General features: G+C 44.3%; 13 protein-coding genes. 8 read left to right on the forward strand and 5 right to left on the reverse strand.

Features of this window, described 5'->3' with window-relative positions; all coding sequences use genetic code 11:
* Nucleotides 1-26: 26 nt before the first annotated feature.
* The 4 genes from AC4CUX_RS10460 to AC4CUX_RS10475 form a co-directional block, all read right to left on the reverse strand.
* The gene (locus AC4CUX_RS10460; RefSeq protein WP_005400767.1) at nt 27-821 is read right to left on the reverse strand and encodes a hydroxypyruvate isomerase family protein; all 795 of its coding nucleotides are present in this window, start codon (nt 819-821) and stop codon (nt 27-29) included.
* Between the two features lie 15 nt (nt 822-836).
* The gene (locus AC4CUX_RS10465) at nt 837-1712 is read right to left on the reverse strand and encodes an NAD(P)-dependent oxidoreductase (protein WP_005400766.1); all 876 of its coding nucleotides are present in this window, start codon (nt 1710-1712) and stop codon (nt 837-839) included.
* A 34-nt stretch (nt 1713-1746) separates the two neighbouring features.
* Nucleotides 1747-2535 (reverse strand): crotonase/enoyl-CoA hydratase family protein, encoded by a 789-nt coding sequence (locus tag AC4CUX_RS10470; RefSeq protein WP_005400765.1) that lies wholly within the window; start codon nt 2533-2535, stop codon nt 1747-1749.
* Between the two features lie 113 nt (nt 2536-2648).
* Nucleotides 2649-5462, reverse strand: coding sequence for a GacS-like sensor histidine kinase (locus tag AC4CUX_RS10475; RefSeq protein WP_279691830.1), 2814 nt, complete (start codon nt 5460-5462; stop codon nt 2649-2651).
* A 153-nt stretch (nt 5463-5615) separates the two neighbouring features.
* Between AC4CUX_RS10475 and cysM the strand changes: the two genes are divergently transcribed.
* The 4 genes from cysM to AC4CUX_RS10495 are packed head-to-tail and all read left to right on the forward strand — an operon-like array spanning nt 5616 to nt 11124.
* Entirely contained in the window at nt 5616-6545 is a 930-nt protein-coding gene (gene cysM / locus AC4CUX_RS10480; protein WP_005400763.1) for a cysteine synthase CysM, read from the forward strand.
* A 22-nt stretch (nt 6546-6567) separates the two neighbouring features.
* Complete coding sequence (locus tag AC4CUX_RS10485; RefSeq protein WP_005400762.1) at nt 6568-7389, forward strand: 3'-5' exonuclease; 822 nt, start codon at nt 6568-6570, stop codon at nt 7387-7389.
* Between the two features lie 6 nt (nt 7390-7395).
* Nucleotides 7396-8784 (forward strand): 23S rRNA (uracil(1939)-C(5))-methyltransferase RlmD, encoded by a 1389-nt coding sequence (gene rlmD / locus AC4CUX_RS10490; protein WP_005400761.1) that lies wholly within the window; start codon nt 7396-7398, stop codon nt 8782-8784.
* Nucleotides 8785-8817: 33 nt separating this feature from the next.
* Nucleotides 8818-11124 carry a RelA/SpoT family protein gene (locus tag AC4CUX_RS10495; RefSeq protein WP_004979149.1) on the forward strand — a complete coding sequence of 769 codons (2307 nt, stop codon included), beginning with the start codon at nt 8818-8820 and terminating at the stop codon, nt 11122-11124.
* A 39-nt stretch (nt 11125-11163) separates the two neighbouring features.
* Here AC4CUX_RS10495 and AC4CUX_RS10500 read toward each other — a convergent pair whose 3' ends face one another.
* Nucleotides 11164-11931, reverse strand: a complete 768-nt coding sequence (locus AC4CUX_RS10500) for an SDR family oxidoreductase (RefSeq protein ID WP_078388728.1) — start codon at nt 11929-11931, stop codon at nt 11164-11166.
* Nucleotides 11932-12049: 118 nt separating this feature from the next.
* Here AC4CUX_RS10500 and mazG point away from each other — a divergent pair, with 118 nt between their 5' ends.
* The 4 genes from mazG to folK all read left to right on the forward strand — a co-directional run bounded on the left by mazG (nt 12050) and on the right by folK (nt 15320).
* Nucleotides 12050-12811 carry a nucleoside triphosphate pyrophosphohydrolase gene (gene mazG, locus AC4CUX_RS10505; protein WP_114836791.1) on the forward strand — a complete coding sequence of 254 codons (762 nt, stop codon included), beginning with the start codon at nt 12050-12052 and terminating at the stop codon, nt 12809-12811.
* An 18-nt stretch (nt 12812-12829) separates the two neighbouring features.
* Nucleotides 12830-13228, forward strand: a complete 399-nt coding sequence (locus AC4CUX_RS10510) for a ComEA family DNA-binding protein (protein ID WP_114836792.1) — start codon at nt 12830-12832, stop codon at nt 13226-13228.
* A 137-nt stretch (nt 13229-13365) separates the two neighbouring features.
* Nucleotides 13366-14835 carry a polynucleotide adenylyltransferase PcnB gene (gene pcnB, locus AC4CUX_RS10515; RefSeq protein WP_419380892.1) on the forward strand — a complete coding sequence of 490 codons (1470 nt, stop codon included), beginning with the start codon at nt 13366-13368 and terminating at the stop codon, nt 14833-14835.
* A complete protein-coding gene (gene folK / locus AC4CUX_RS10520; RefSeq protein WP_419380891.1) occupies nt 14832-15320 on the forward strand; it encodes a 2-amino-4-hydroxy-6-hydroxymethyldihydropteridine diphosphokinase in 489 nt (162 codons plus the stop codon). Before pcnB ends, folK begins: the two co-directional genes overlap by 4 nt.
* The last annotated feature ends 22 nt before the right edge of the window (nt 15321-15342 follow it).

The following is a 15342-nucleotide window of genomic DNA, read 5'->3' on the forward strand; positions in this document are numbered from 1 at the left end:
GGCGAAAATTTCAAATCCGCAATGGTTCAACTTTGAGGATGTGCAGCAAAGTATTTTGCCTTCCATGCAAAGGACTGAGTTGAAACAGTTTTTGGTCGATATTCAGCCGCAATAAAACCGTCATAACTGCTGTGTTGTAGCCATTCAAAAATATTTGCATACATAATTTGTGCAGTATCTGGTTCATGCCGTCCCGGACAGTCTGCAAATTGGATATGACCAATATCTTGAATATTTTCTTGTAGCCCTTGCAACACATCTTCACCCATCATGGCCATGTGATAGCAGTCGTATTGCATTTTAAGCGCAGGGTGTTGTACTGCTTCTAGCATTTCCTGTGCTTGGGCAATATTTTGTACTAAGAAGCGTGGCATATCTGTGCCGTTGATCATTTCAAAGACAGGTTGAATGTCATGTTCACTGAACATGTGGCAGGCCAGTTTCAGGTTTTTGGACAAGGTATTTAAACAGGGCAGTAGGTCGGCATCTAGGGGTTGTTTACCCGCAAGGATATTCACACTTGGCACTTTGAGTGCGCTGGCATATTGTACTGCTAACTGAAGAGCGCGATGAAACTCTAACTCTTTGCCGGGGACACCTGTGAGCCCATTTCCACCAGTCATTAAGTCGCCCGCAGGAACGTTAATGAGGCAGAGGCTTAAGTCATGAAGCGTAAGCTGAGTTTGAATTTGTTCAATGCTGAGTTCGTAGGGAAATTGGATTTCCACATGTTTAAAGCCTGCGGTTTGAGCCAAAGCAAAACGCTCAAGCAGCGGCACTTCGGTAAAAATCATGGATAAATTTACAGCAAGTTTGGTCATGATTTTCTCCTGATTTTATTTGGCTTTTTGTTCTACTTGTAATATGACTGAGGCAAGATCAGCTTCAGCATAGCCTTGTTGTTGGTGTGCTTGCAATTGCTGAAGTGCTCGCGCTGCAACAGGAATGTCGAGTTGGTGCTGCGCAGCAAGTTGCACAGCATTGTTCAAGTCTTTGGACAGGGTTTGAACTTTCCACTGTACGGGCTCAAACAGGTGAGTCGCCATACGTGGACTTAAAATTTGAAAGGGTTTCGAATCGGCAAAACCGCCTGCAAGCGCAGGTGCAAGTAAGCGAGTGTCCACGCCAGCTTTGGCTGCTAAAGCAACTGCTTCTGCAATCAGAGTGCTATTGGCTGCCACAATCAGTTGATTACAAATTTTGGTGGCTTGTCCTGTTCCAGTGTTACCCATACAGGTGACACGTTGAGACAAGATATTATAAATCAAAGACAAGTCTTGAATCGTCTGTGTATCGCCACCAGCAAAGATGACCAGCGTACCTTGTTCCGCACCAATAGTTCCCCCTGAAACAGGTGAGTCGATCCATTGCACCTGTTTTTGTTCGGCACGTGCTGCAAGACTCAGGGTTTGTTCCACTGAAAGACTGGAAAAGTCGATGATCACTTGCTTCGCCGTCAAAAACGGTTCGATTTGTTCATAAACGCTGAGTGCGGCTTTGTCGTCCGCTAAACAGGTCAGAACTACTGGATATTCGGCAATATTTTGTAGCGCTAAGTCTGTCGCTCCCAAATCAATGAGTGCATCGCAGGCACTACTGGTGCGGTTCCATACAGCGACCTCAAGACCTGCTTGAAGTAAGCGGGTGGCCATACGGCTGCCCATGAGTCCCATGCCGAGAAATGCAATTTTAGTGTGTCGATCGAAACTCATGGGACCCTCTTTGATTGTCAGTGCTTAAATACTCTTATTTGTATTGGCGTGGTAGATACTGCACGTCGGGTTGTTTATCTTTTTTACGTGCGATTTGGCTGTTTTTACCTAACAGTAATTTGAGTTGCCAAATTTTTTCCAAACGTAAGGATTTTTTAGGCTCATGCTGCATGGCATCCAGCACATATTTTGAGGCCATAAGTGCATCTGGTGAGCGTTGTAACATTTCTTCTGCAATGGCTTGGGCTTTAGCAAGCGGTGATTCATCAAGATGTGTGACTAAGCCAATTTCTTTGGCATAAGTTGCATCGAAAATACGTGCCGTAAGTGTTAATTCTTTGGCAAGATCTAGTCCGATTAGACCTTTCAAAGAGCGCGTCAGTCCCATATCCGGAACCAGTCCCCAACGGCTTTCCATAATCGACATTTGGGTTGCAGGATGTGCCACACGAATATCCGCCGCTAAAGCCAATTGCATGCCAGCGCCAAAGCAAAACCCTTCAATCGCGGCAATCACAGGAACAGGCAGTTCTTGCCAAATTAGGAAGGCTTTTTGAAAGAGGCTTTGTCCAGGTTTGATCAGTTCCCACGCGGCATAGGCACGATTCTTCGGATTGTTCAAATCGGCAAGATCAATGCCTGCACTAAAGACTTGCGCTTCACCAGTGAGGATGACACAACGAATGCTGCGGTCTTTTTTAATTTTTTCAGCAGTTTTAACCAACTCGCGCAACAGGTCGAAACTCATCGCATTGCGTTTGTCTGGGCGGTTAAGTGAAACAGTGGCAATGCCGTTTTTGTTTTCAATGCGAAGTAAAGCCATGATGAGAACTCTTATTTTTTGCTCGCATGGAGCATAGCATAGCTCTCGTGCGGATAAATGACACCAAGAGTCACGTCGCAATTTGTCTTTCGTGCCATGCTCTTTTGAATGTTTTATGGGATATGTTTGATTAAAATTTGCTGTGCCGCATGTTGTACTTGTTCAATCACAACTTTGAGTTCATTGAAACGCTTTATGGTTTCTTGAACAAATTGTTCATCGGCTTTACGACGTTCTTTACGTAAGGTTGAAACAAACTGTTCAAATGTCCCTGTTGCTTCTTGTAAGTTGGGTACACCGACATAGCGTGTTGCACCATACAGACGGTGTAGCACATGCTCCAATTGTGGGAAATCTTCCATTTCAATCAACTGCTTCATTTCATGCAGCTCAGTATCAAAACTATCCATTAACATACGCAGTAAGTCGACTGCTAAGTCTTCTTTGTTGGCGGCTAACTGTAAGCTTTGCTGCCAGTCGAGTACCTTCGGATCAAGTGCTTCAATCACGATGGCTTTTTCAACGGGTGAGCCTTTGTTGAAACGATCAGTGGTCCAATGGGTCAGGATTTGGATAATCTGATCAATTTGAATCGGTTTGGTGACATAGTCATCCATGCCGACTTGCAGTAGTTTTTGTTTTTCATCGGCCAATGCATGTGCGGTGAGGGCAATGATGGGCAAACGCTTATGGTTTTCAATGGTTGACTCCAGCGCACGAATGGCACGTGTGGTATCGACACCCGACATGACAGGCATTTGAATATCCATAAATACCAAATCAAAAGCTTTGCTGTCGTGTTCAGCGCGCTCTTGTAAAATCTCTAAGGCTTGTTGGCCGCTTAAAGCTTTTGTTGTCGTGACATTCAATTCGCCTAGTAGTGCTTCAAGGACAATCAGGTTAGGGAGATGGTCATCCACCGCTAAAATATGTAAGCCTTGACCATTGAAGGACTCCATTTCGTCTTCTTCAAATAGCGGTTGATTGCTGAGCAATTGAATCAAAGCACTCCGACTGAGCGGTTGGTATAATGGTCGTGCGCGATATTCATTCAGCGTGGTCAAATCGAGTGACATCTGGTAACCATAAACCGCAAGGTTACCGCTATAACGCTGACGAATTTCTTTTAATAAGGCTTCGGTATCACCACTGTGATCAACAATTAACCATGTATTTTCCACATCTTGAGGCAGTCTGTTGAGGTGGCTGAACAAGTCTAAAATTGAACTCGATTCGATGTGTTCCACAGCATAGTCTTCAAGATAATGACGCAGAATATTGGCCGTTGCAGGATGCGCCAAATACGAGACCACTTGCATGTCGCTAAATTGAGGATGTTCAACGTACTCATCTTCTTCATTGACCATAAACATGGCGGTAAACCAGAAGGTGGAACCTTTTTCGGTGGGCGCGCGTTCTTGGTTGTCCTCAAATCCAATTTGCCCCTGCATCAAATGCACCAGCTGTTTGGAAATCGCTAAGCCTAGACCTGTGCCGCCAAATTGACGCGTGACCGAAGCATCACCTTGCGAGAAAGACTCAAACAGTTTTTTACGGTCGGTTCCACTGAGTCCGATACCGCTGTCTTGTACACTAAAGTGCAATAGGCACTGTCCAATATCATCTTGTTCCATTCTTGCGCGGACGATGATCTCACCATCAGGAGTAAACTTAATGGCATTGGAAATCAGGTTGGTTAAAATTTGTTTGAAGCGTAGGGCATCTCCAACCACATGCTTTGGCACATTGTCGGCATAGTAAAAGGCCATATCGATATGCTTTTGTGCAGCAAGAGGAGACAGCATATCCATAACATCAAAAATTGCTTCTTCTAAATCAAAAGTTGCAGTATCGAGTTCTATTTTACCTGCATCAATTTTTGAAAAATCTAAAACATCATTAATCAGTGCCAGTAAGTGTGCAGATGATTTTCGGATGGTTTGTAAATACAGGTTTTGATCATTGTTGAGGTTGTCTTGACGCAGTAACAGGTGAATAAAACCATCAATACTGTTCAGTGGCGTGCGCAGTTCATGGCTGATATTGGCCAAGAACACAGACTTAGACTGACTTGCTGAAATGGCTTGGTCACGCGCTTGACGATAGGTGATGTTTTGCACCTCTAATGTGTCGAGGGTTCGACGCAAATCGTCTTCCGTCTGCTCAGTGTGTTCTTTTAATTCTAAAAAACTAAAATGTAGACGTTTCACCACATTGGCAATATCGCGCTGTAGCAAACGTAATTCACCAGTACTGTTAATCAGCATATGTTGATCGAGGGTGTCGGCATTTAAACGTTGCAGCTGCATGCGAATTTCATACATCGGCGCAATCCAGCGACGCGAGTAGAAATTTAAACAGAGTAAAAGCAATAAGAGTGTCAACAGACCTGTCGCAATCAACACGATCAACACGCGATAACGGGCAATTTGTAAGGGCTGGTTATCTAATTCAACCACCAACTGTGCAGGCGTCCCTGTAAATTGGTTGATGGGCAAACCATATACTGTATTGCCTTTAAAATTCATTGGACCAAAAAAATCAGTATTTTTTTTCAGCGCAGGCCACGGCGCTTGGTCTTGGTAGCCAATGCTAAGTTTGTTATTGCCTTTGTCGTCAATAATTGCGGCACGAATCAGATGTTTTTCATCTAACATCTTTTGCATCAAATAACGTGCATTTTCATACTGCCAAGGGGAGGCATTCACCAAATTGATCGCCGCTTCCGCATCCAGCTGGTAGCGCGTTAAAATCGCTATCGCCATTTGTCGCTGCTGGGCTTTGGCGGCATTTGAAGTTTCGGTAATAACCAGTAATGCACCTACACAGGCCAAAATCATAATCGGCACGAAAATAAGTGCAATGAGCTGTCCATAAGCATGGTTTAAGTGCAGACGATTAAATAACTTTTTATTGATATTTGACATGGTGCAAGTGATTTATTCCCTATGCTTTGAAGTGTAGCACGCTTTATAAAAAATCGATGGTGCTTTAATCACTTTCACGAAAAAGCACGCTAAATGGGTGCAGGGACTGGCATTTTTCCATACAATAGGCGCACCTCGATCAAGGTGCAAAGAATGAGTACTACATCCACTGATTTTCAAGCAGACGAATTTTTGTTAGATCACTATGTTGGAAAAACTCCACTGGTGCGTTTACAGCGTCTGGCAAGTCACACTCAAGCAACAGTATTGGCAAAGTTAGAAGGCAACAACCCCGCAGGTTCTGTCAAAGACCGTCCCGCGTATAATATGATTATGCAAGCGGAAAAGCGAGGGCAAATCCAGCCGGGCGATACCTTGATTGAAGCGACCAGTGGAAATACCGGCATTGCACTGGCGATGGTTGCTGCGATGCGTGGCTATCAGATGAAACTGATTATGCCCAACAACATGAGCCAAGAACGTAAAGATGCAATGCGTGCTTATGGCGCGGAACTGATTGAAGTGACCAAAGAACAGGGCATGGAAGGTGCACGTGATTTGGCTTTGCAAATGCAAGAAGAAGGCAAAGGGCATGTACTCAACCAGTTTGGTAATCCTGATAATGTTGAAGCACATTATTTAACGACTGGGCCTGAACTTTGGCAGCAAACAGGTGGCAAAATCACTCACTTTGTAAGTTCAATGGGCACTACAGGTACCATTATGGGGGTCTCTAAATATCTCAAAGAGATGAACCCCGACATTCAAATTATTGGCTTACAGCCATCGGATGGTTCAAGTATCGCAGGGATTCGCCGCTGGCCTGAAGAATATTTACCAACGATTTTTGACCGCAGTCGGATTGATCAAATTATTGATATTCCGCAAATTGAAGCGGAAAAAACCATGCGTAAATTGGCGCAAAAAGAAGGGATTAGCGCAGGAACTTCTTCAGGTGGTGCGGTGTGGGCATCGATTAAAATTGCTGAAGAAAACCCTGGTGCTGTCATTGCGTGCATTATTTGTGACCGTGGTGACCGTTATTTATCGACGGGTCTTTTCTCTGTGGTCGATCCTGAATAAAACAATAAAAGAGAGTCCTGCTATGCGTTTACCTGTTCTCACCTTTGATATTGAAACAATGACAGATTTGAGATCGGGGGCGCATTTATATGGTTTAGATTTGCCTGAGGCTGATTTGGAGGCGGCACTGACCAAATTGCGTCGCCAAGAGTCTGGCATGGATTTTCAGCGTTTGGCTTTGCATGAAATTGTGTGTATTTCAGGCTTATGGCTGGATGACCAAGGCCAGATGAAACTTTTTTCTTTTAACCGTGAGCAATATTCGGAAGCAGAAATCCTCAGTAAGTTTTTATCCATATTTGATAAGCGCTTACCAACTTTAGTGAGCTGGAATGGTGCTCAGTTTGACTTACCTGTAATCATGCTTCGTGCTATGTATCATGGTTTAACTGCACCTGCTTTGTTCGATCAGGGCGAAATTGACACACAAAAGCGCTATAATAACTATCAGAACCGTTATCATCAGCGTCACATCGATCTGATGGATGTGATGGCAATGTTTAATGGACGTCATTTCCAAAAGCTAGATGATGTTGCTCATTTATTGGGGTATCCCGGTAAACGAGGCGATGGGGCTTATCATGTACCTGAATATGTTCGGGCTCAGGAATGGCTCAAACTCACCAGTTATTGTGAAGGTGATGTGCTAAATACATGGTTGGTGTATTTGCGTTGGCTCTTGCTCAAAGGGCAATTGCTCGCTCAAGACCACCGTCATTTTATCGATCAAACCATCCAGTTTTTACAGGCTCAACCGCAGCATCAAGACTTTTTGTCGGTGTGGCGTGAGACCTCACAGCAGACGGCTTTTACCGCTGCCGATTTTTCTCCTTCCCATCTTTAGGTACACATGAAACATAGAGCCAAACCTCGTCCAACTCAACAGCCCAGTTATATTTTTCAGGTTGAGTCACTTTCGCATGAAGGACGCGGCATAGCGCACTATGGTTCGCATCCAGACCATCCTGCGGACAAGCAGGGTAAAAAAGTCTTTATTAGCTATGCGTTGCCGGGTGAAACGGTTAAAGCGCAGATTACCCATGCGGTAAAGCGTTTAGAGGAAGCCGATGCTGTTCAACTCCTCAGTGAAGCCTCTACTTTTCGTGTTGAGCCGAAGTGCCCGCATTTTAAAAGCTGTGGTGGCTGTAATATGCAGCATATTCATCCCGATGAACAAATTCGCTTAAAGCAAGATGTGCTTAAATCACATTTGCAGCATTTTGCGGGGATACAACCTGAACAATGGTTGCCGCCTTTGCGCTCTTTACGTGAAGACTACCGTCGTAAAGCACGCATTGGGGTACGTTATTTGCCGCACAAAGACCAATTGGTCGTGGGTTTTCGAGAGCGTCAAACCAATAAATTGACTTCAATTGATCGTTGTTTGGTGTTAGATCAAGCGTTTGGTTCGATCACACGCTTAAAGCAGTTACTCCAAAGTCTAACAGCCAAAGCGGCTATTGGTCATATAGAATTGGCCATGGGGGATTGTGACATCGCCCTCACGGTGCGACATACTGAAAAATTAAACACAGAGGATGTCAACCGATTAAAACAATTTGCGTTAGACAGAGGGTGGCAGTTGTATTTACAAGCTGCAGGCCCAGACAGTCTAAAGCGTATGGATGATGAACATGCAGAGATGCGTTTACATTATCGTTTAAATGATTTTGATGTGGCATTTGGATTTAACCCACACGACTTTACTCAAGTAAACTCAACCATTAACCCGCAAATGGTGAAATTGGCATGTGACTTGCTAGATTTAAAACAAGGAGAACGTGTTCTCGATTTGTTCTGTGGTCTAGGAAATTTCTCTTTGCCTTTGGCTCGATGCGTGGGTGAAACAGGACAAGTGGTTGGTGTTGAAGGCAGTGAAGAAATGGTTCAACGTGGTGCAGAAAATGCGGAACGTAATGCTCTTGGCCAGTTGAAGTTCTTTTCACAAGATTTAACAAAAGATTTCTCGCATCATTCTTGGGCAAATCAAGGATTTGATGCATTATTGATAGATCCTCCACGTGCAGGCGCAGAGGAAATAATGCATTATATGCCTAACTTTGGTGCAAAAAGAATCGTTTACGTGTCGTGTAATCCAGCGACACTCGCAAGGGATGCGGGGCTGTTGGTACAACAGGGTTATCGATTAGTCAAAGCCGGTGTGATGGACATGTTTACCCACACAGGTCACGTTGAGTCGATAGCATTGTTTGAAAAAGATAATGAGATAAACGATTAAAGAATATGAAGCGTAAAAGTGTAGGAGAAGGGTATGGTCACAGTACGTGAGCAACTACCTGGGCGACTTAATGAGTTGTCTCAGGAGGCGACTGTAGAGCATGCCGAACAAGCTCAACATGATTTGGCTGAATGGTTAGATCGTGTTCGAAGCATATTAGATGATGCGAAGCTTGAGCAACTCGAAGAAGTTGCCAATTTGACTTTACAAAAAGAGTTAGAAACCACGGTTAATCATCGTTCCAATACCTTTTATACCGGTATTGAAATGGCGGATATTCTGGCCCATTTACATGTCGATGAAGACACCTTGGCTGCTGCGATGCTCTATCGTGGTGTACGCGAAGGCGTGATTCCATTGGCGGAAGTGCAAGAGCATTTTGGCGAACAAGTGCATGCACTGGTCAAAGGCACTTTGGCCATGGGTAAGTTGTCCGACCTCATTGAGCAGAATAAACGCCTCGAAGATCACTTTAATAACAATCAGCGCGAGCACTTAAACGGCATTTATAAAATGTTGATTTCAGTGACGGAAGACGTGCGCGTTGTACTGATCAAATTGGCTGAGCGAACTTATGCACTGCGTGAATTGGCGACTTCATCTAAAGAACGTCAAGAGCGTGTAGCACGAGAAATCTTAACCATTTACTCACCTCTGGCACACCGTTTAGGGATTGCGCAGTTAAAGTGGGAACTGGAAGATTTAGCCTTTCGCTATTTAGCACCCGATCGCTATAAAGAAATTGCGACGCTGCTGAATGAAAAGCGACTGGAGCGTGAGCAATATATTCAGTTTGTGATTGATACATTGCGTGCATCTTTGAATGAGCATGGTATTGAAGCTGAAATTAGTGGCAGGGTAAAACACATTTATTCGATTTATCGAAAAATGAAAAGTAAGAACCTGAGCTTCGATCAGCTCTATGACATTCGTGCCGTTCGAGTCTTGGTTAAAACCGTACCTGAGTGCTACCACTCGCTGGGGATTGTGCATCAAATTTGGCGGCATATACCGCATCAGTTTGATGACTATATTACCAATCCCAAAGCCAATGGTTACCGCTCACTGCATACGGCTGTGATTGCGGAAAACAAATCACTGGAAGTTCAGATTCGTACCAAGAGCATGCATGAAGAAGCAGAGCTTGGGGTGTGTTCGCACTTTAACTATAAAGAGGGCGGTAAGAATACTGATCGCTCTTTTAACCATCGTTTACATTCATTGCGTGCAGTACTTGAACACTATCAAGAGCGCAATGATGCGAATGTACATAAGTCTGATGAAGACTCTGAAAATTTTGAGCAAATTCAAGATTTTGAAGACTTTGAGAAGATTTATGTATTTAGCCGTGATGGAGATATTAAAGAGCTCCCACGTGGTTCGACCGTACTCGACTTTGCTTATCATGTGCACACTCAAGTCGGTAATAAGTGTTATGCCGCGCGGGTGAATCAGCGTTATGTTCCGCTGACTTATACCTTAAAAACGGGTGAGCAAGTTGAGATTTTAACCAAGAAAGACCGTGAGCCAAACCGTGATTGGTTGGTGAACTCTTTAGGTTATATCAAGACGGCACGTGCGCGTGACAAGCTGCGTCATTGGTTTAGACAACAAGACCGCAGCAAAAACTTGGAAGTGGGCCGTGACCTGCTCAACAAAGAACTTTCACGTTTGGCAATTCACCCAAAAAGTATTGATTTGAATGATTACTGCAATCATTTCAATGTCAAAGCGGGTGAAGATATTCTGATTGCACTGGTCAATGGTGACATTAGTCTGCATGCCTTGATCAATCAGGTGAACCGCCATATGCATTTGGATCAGGACGAACCTGAACTGGTGCTGAAGCCGACGTTGAATCCACGTGCTAGTCATACCTTGTCAGCGCATGGCATTCTGATTGATGGTTTAGATAACGTTGAGCTGCATGTGGCGCAGTGTTGTCAGCCTGTGCATGGTGAGTCAATTGCGGGTTATATCACCTTGAACCGTGGGGTGAGCATCCATAAAGTGGCGTGTCCTGACTACTTACGCATGATTCAAAATGAACCTGAACGTGCAGTAGAAGCCGACTGGGAAATGCAGCCAACGCGTGGTCAGAGTGTGCAAATTGTGGTGGAAGCTTATGATCGCCGTGGTTTGCTCAAAGATTTGACTCAAGTGATTTTCTCCGATCAAATCAATATTCGTCAGGTTAATACCATCTCTGAAGCAGACGGTATTGCCAATATGAAATTGTTGATTGAAGTGAAAGGTTTATCGCAACTATCAAAACTGTTGGCACGATTGGAGCAACAACCAGGCATCATTAGTGCGCGTCGTTTGGTGCAAGGTAACTAAGCGAATTGAAAAGAAAGAGCCTGCAATTGCAGGCTCTTTTTATTTGGAAAGGTACAAGTTGGTCAGGCGATTGAGAAATTGGGGGCTGATTTTACTCAGTTGAAATAAAAGCTTGGCTCTGGCACCCACGGCTTGATGCGTTGCAGTGAGTGTCGTATCTTTTGCAACAGCACGTTGGAAAACGTGTTGCGCTACATCTTCTGCAGTTAAGTGTACCCCCATGTTTTGAATACTCTTCGCTTGCATATCTTGCACCATGGCAGTTTGTACAAATAGCGGCATCACATCCAACACGCGAATGCCATATTTCTGCCATTCGGTATCTAAGCCTTCGGTGATGCCGCGTACCGCAAACTTACTGGCAGAGTACGAGACCAAATCAGCTTGACCATAGATGGCTGAAGCCGATGAAAGGTTGATGATACGAGCAAAATTCGCTTGTTTGAGGTAGGGTAATGCAGCGTGGCAGCCATTCAGTACACCATTGACATTGATCGACATGGTTTTGTGATGTGCGCTGATCTCTGTGTGTTCAAAAGGCCCTGAGAATAGAATTCCTGCATTATTGACCAAGATATTGAGCTCGCCTGCCCATGTGACAAACTCGGCTAAAGCAGTTTGCCAGTCTTGATAGTTGGAAACATCGAGCTGCCCTGCTTTGGCATTCGGGCCGAGGCTGGCTGCCAGCTGTTGGGCTTGAGCGCTATTGATGTCATAAATTCCCACTTTGTACTGATGTGCATAAAATAAGCGGGCGATCGCTGCACCAATACCTTGGGCTGCACCGCTAATCAAAATACTGCGCATTGAAACTGCTCCTTGTTGCTCTTTTTCTTGATGTTATTGTTGTGATTGGATTGAGCATAACAAATGAATGCCGTCATAATGTAATTTTTATCAATATGATTTTTGAAGAGAGATAAACATGGAACAATTGCTGAACGTGATGCGTGAATTACGTGAAAAGTGTCCATGGGATCAACAGCAAACCCCAGAAAGTTTAACCCGCTATGCTATTGAAGAGGCTTATGAAGTTGAAGCCGCTGTGCGTTCAGGTAAAGCTGATGAGGTACGCGATGAGTTGGGGGATTTACTGTTACAGGTGGTGTTCCAGTCACAGATGTATGCCGAGCAAGGGGCTTTTAATTTTCAAGATGTGGTTCATGCCATCACAGAAAAACTGATTCGTCGTCATCCCCATGTCTTTCAAGCACAGCAGTTTTCAGCTTTGTCTGCCGAAGATGTAGGCGAGCTTTGGAAGCAAATTAAACAACAGGAAAAGCAGGGTAAGGCACAGTCACGATTAGACAGCATCAAACATGGTCCAGCCTTACAACAAGCGGAACAGATTCAAAAAAATGCAGCACAAATCGGTTTTGACTTTCCTGATGTAGCAGGCGCTTATACCAAGCTTGAAGAAGAATTAGCTGAATTGAAACATGCGGTTCAACAGCAAAATTCCGATGAAATAGCAGATGAATTTGGCGATTGTTTATTTTCAATGATCAATGTTGGGCGTAAACTGGGCGTCTCAAGCGAAATGTCGCTTTTGAGTACGATTCATAAATTTCGTACTCGTTTTGCTTTCATTGAAGATCAAGCTTTGCAACAACAAAAAAAGATTGAGCAGATGTCCTTAGAAGAAATGGATCAACTGTGGGAGCAAGCCAAATTACAACTGAAATAATAAAAATGGTGGCTTGAATTGATAAAAATAAAAGTAAGTTTGTTGATCATTGCGTTGTTATTACTGAGTCTACTGGCTTGGGTACCCAGTAGTTATGCACAGTCTTTTGATCAGAACTACCTGAACTGGAAAGCAGAGCAGCAGGCGTGGGATGATCGTATTCAAGCGCCAAAGAGCGTGAAACGTGCTGTGTCTCCTGTTCAGGCTCAACCTGTGTTGAGCGCAAATAAAATTAGTTTAAATCAAGCCAGTGTCGATCAATTACAGCAGCTTCAGGGTGTGGGTTTAAAAAAGGCACAGGCAATTGTGGCCTATCGCCAGAAACAAGGGCCATTTAAGACCATAGATGAACTACAACAGGTGCGCGGGATTGGACCGGCAATTTTTGCAAAAAATAAAACTCGTTTGGGCTTGTGAAAAAAGCGGTGTCATTTATTGGTGAATTGATCAGAATCCTGCTTTGCTTTCGATAATCAAATTGCCCTTTGATTGTGTTAGATATATGATTAGCGTCATCTTAGAATTTTACGTTTAGGCGTAGGAGACAGCGGCTTTTGCAAACTTTGCGCGCGTCAAAATGTGGTTTATCAACCGCTCAATTACCTTCTTACATTTTAGATGTGATCGATGCATTAACTAAGGCAGGCTATGAAGCGTATATCGTCGGTGGCGGTGTCCGCGACATGATGCTTGGCCTAAATCCCAAAGATTTTGATGCAGTGACCAATGCAACACCGTCACAGGTAAAAGAAGTTTTCGGACGACGTTGCCGTATTATCGGGCGCCGTTTTGAGCTGGCTCATGTCTATTCAGGTCGTGAGTTGGTTGAAGTTGCAACTTTCCGTGCACCGCCGAAGAAAGAAGTCACCTCTGCACAAGGCATGATTTTGCGTGATAACAATTGGGGTACGATTGAGCAAGACTTTGCCCGCCGCGACTTTTCAATTAATGCGATGTACTATCAGCCACGTAAGGGCGTTGTCTTAGATTTCTGTCATGCTGTGGATGACATTAAAGATAAAACCTTACGTCTACTGGGCGATGCACAAACACGTTTTGAAGAAGATCCTGTGCGAATGCTGCGGACTTTACGTTTTGCTGCAAAATTAGGTTTCTCAATTGATCAGCAAATTCTTGACGTTTTTACCTTGGAAATGACGCAGTTACTGCGTGATGTTTCGCCGCACCGTTTGTATGATGAATCTCAGAAGTTGTTCACGATGGGACATTTAAATCGTGTGTTGCCAATGTTGATCGATTTCGGCATTTGGAAGCAGTTATTTGCAGATATCCAACCGAATATCACCCCATTTATTGAACGTGCCGCTAAAAATACCGATCAGCGTATTCAAGTGGGCAAAACCATCAACCCAGCATTTTTCTATGCGGTGTTGTTATGGCAGCCGTTCTTAGAGCGTTGTGAGTTTTATAGCAGTAAAGGTATGGTTGCGGCTGAAGCTCGTGCACAAGCGGGACTTGATGTATTAAAACGCCAAGCCACGCGTACTATTATTCCGCGCTTTGCCGAAACCTTCATTCGTGAAGTGTGGGAAATGCAAACTCGACTACTCAACCCGAAAGCACAGCAAATTCAAGCCTTATCTAGCCATGCACGTTTCCGTGCAGGCTTTGACTTCTTGTTGCTTCGCGAAAAATCCGGTGATGAGGGTACGCTCGGCATGGGACAGTGGTGGGATGCCTATCAGTTGATGAGCACCGATGAAAAAGAACGTGCCATCAGCCAATATAACCGCCAACGTGCAAAATCACGTCGCAGTGGTAAAGCAAGTGCTGAAGAAGCGGCGATTGCCAAAACGGTAAGTCATGAAATTGAGCCTTTGGTGCAAGAGCAAGAATCACGCAGTCGCCGTGCACGTAAACCGAAGCAACACGCTGAAGCCCGTACCCAGACTGGTAAGGGAACAGGTCACAGCTCAACCGAGATTGGCGCAGATCACCCAATTTTAAAACGTAAACGTGTTCAGCGTGATTTAAGCAGCGTGATTTTTGGACCGACACAATGAGCATCGTCACGTATATTGGTCTAGGTAGCAACTTAGGCGACTCTAAAGTGATTTTGACTGAAGCGGTGCACAAGTTGGCTAGTCTTGGCGATGTGAAGATCTCCAAGCTGTATCAAAGCCCACCGATGGGGCCGCAAGACCAACCCAATTATTTAAATGCCGTGGTGCAACTCAGCACAAACTTGGCACCGTTGGCCTTGCTGGATGAATTGCAACGTTTTGAACAAGAGTCGGGACGTGTACGTTTACGCCATTGGGGTGAACGTACTTTAGATTTAGATTTACTGATCTATGCAGAAGAGAAAATTCAGCATGAACGCTTAACTGTGCCACATGTCGGTGTGATGGAGCGTGATTTTGTGTTGATTCCATTGCTGGATTTAGACCCAGATTTACACATTGATGGTATTGCGTTGAAACAGTTGCCTGTTGTACAACAACCCACGTTGAGCGTGCTGGATGCAGGCAATTGGGCAGAGATTTAATTTAGCCGAGCTAAAGATGTTG

This window comes from Acinetobacter sp. 231_lipA (assembly GCF_058243005.1).